We start from the raw sequence: 1736 nt of genomic DNA on the forward strand, positions 1-1736 counted from the left end.
AGCCGCGTCGGGCAGCTTTCGATGATGGCCGGCGCGATGCTCGAATTGTCGATGTCGGACAGCGACTGCGTGGCGAAGATGACCGACGCATTCTTTTTTCTGAGCGTCTTCAGCCATTCGCGGAGCTGGCCGGCGAAGCCTTCATCGTCCAGCGCAAGCCAGCCCTCGTCGATGATGAGCAGCGTCGGCCGTCCGTCGAGACGATCGCCGATGCGGTGGAAGAGATAGGCGAGCACGGCGGGCGCGGCCCCCGTGCCGACAAGCCCCTCGATCTCGAACGCCTGCACTTGCGATGTGCCGAGATGTTCGGCCTCGGCGTCGAGCAACCGGCCATAGGCGCCGCCGACGCAATAGGGCCGAAGCGCCTGCTTGATGTCGTTGGATTGGAGCAGGACCGCAAAGCCCGTGATGGTGCGTTCCTCGACAGGTGCCGACGCCAGCGAAGTCAGCGCCGTCCAGATATGCTCCTTCACCTCCGGGGTGATGGGGATGCCTTCGCGGGTCAGGATCGCCACGATCCAGTCGGCGGCCCAGGCGCGTTCGTAGCTGTCGTGGATGCGGGCGAGCGGCTGGAGCGAGACCGAGACGTCGGAGCCTTCGGTGAGGCCGCCGCCGAGATCGTGCCAGTCGCCGCCCATGGCGAGCGCGGCCGCCCGGATCGAACCGCCGAAATCGAAGGCGAAGACCTGCGACCGCTCATAGCGTCGGAACTGCAAGGCCATGAGCGCGAGCAGCACGGACTTGCCCGCGCCGGTCGGGCCGACGACGAGGGTATGGCCGACATCGCCGACATGAAGGGATAACCGGAACGGGGTCGAGCCTTCGGTCTTGCCGTAAAGCAAGGGGGGGCTACCCAAATGCTCGTCCCGTTCCGGCCCCGCCCACACCGCCGACAGCGGGATCATGTGGGCGAGATTCAAAGTGCTGATGGGAGGCTGGCGGACGTTGGCGTAGGCATGGCCCGGCAGACTGCCGAGCCACGCGTCCACCGCGTTGACAGTCTCAACCATGGCCGTGAAGTCGCGGCCCTGAATGACCTTCTCGACAAGGCGCAGCTTCTCGTCGGCAAGACGCGGATCGGCGTCCCACACCACGATCGTCGCGGTGACATAGGCCATGCCGGCGACATCGGCGCCAAGCTCCTGCAAGGCGATGTCGGCGTCGGCCGCCTTGTTGGACGCATCGGTGTCCACCAGCGCCGAGGCTTCGTTGGTCAGAACTTCCTTGAGGATCGCGGCGATCGACTTGCGTTTGGCAAACCACTGCCGCCTGATCTTGGTCAGCAGCTTGGTCGCATCCACCTTGTCGAGCAGGATCGCGCGGGTCGACCAGCGATAGGGAAAGGCGAGCCGGTTGAGATCGTCGAGCAGGCCGGGCGTCGTCGCGGTCGGAAAGCCGATAATGGTGAGGACGCGCAGATGCTCGGCCCCAAGGCGCGGTTCGAGCCCGCCGGTCAGCGGCTGATCGGCAAGCAGCGCATCGAGATAGACCGGGGTTTCGGGAACACGGACGCGGTGGCGCTTCGTGGAAACGCAGGAATGCAGATAGGTCAGCGTCTCCGAGTCATCGAGCCAGGCGCATTCGGGCATGAAGCCGTCGAGCAGCGCCAGCACGCGGTCGGTGCGGTCGATGAAGGTGCGCAGAATCTCTTGCGGATCGACGCCGGTGCGCTCGCGGCCCTCGTAGAGCCAGCTTTCGGCGCGGGCGGCTTCCTCGGCCGGGGGCAGATAGAGGAA

Annotated in this window: 1 protein-coding gene; it reads right to left on the reverse strand. The window is 65.8% G+C overall.

The features are described from left to right. Positions 1–1736, reverse strand: a 1736-nt coding sequence (gene trbE, locus ACIQUH_RS27870; protein WP_400821437.1) for a conjugal transfer protein TrbE, incomplete at both ends; no start/stop codon positions are given.

The organism is Agrobacterium sp. NPDC090283 (genome assembly GCF_044769685.1).
GTDB lineage: Bacteria > Pseudomonadota > Alphaproteobacteria > Rhizobiales > Rhizobiaceae > Agrobacterium.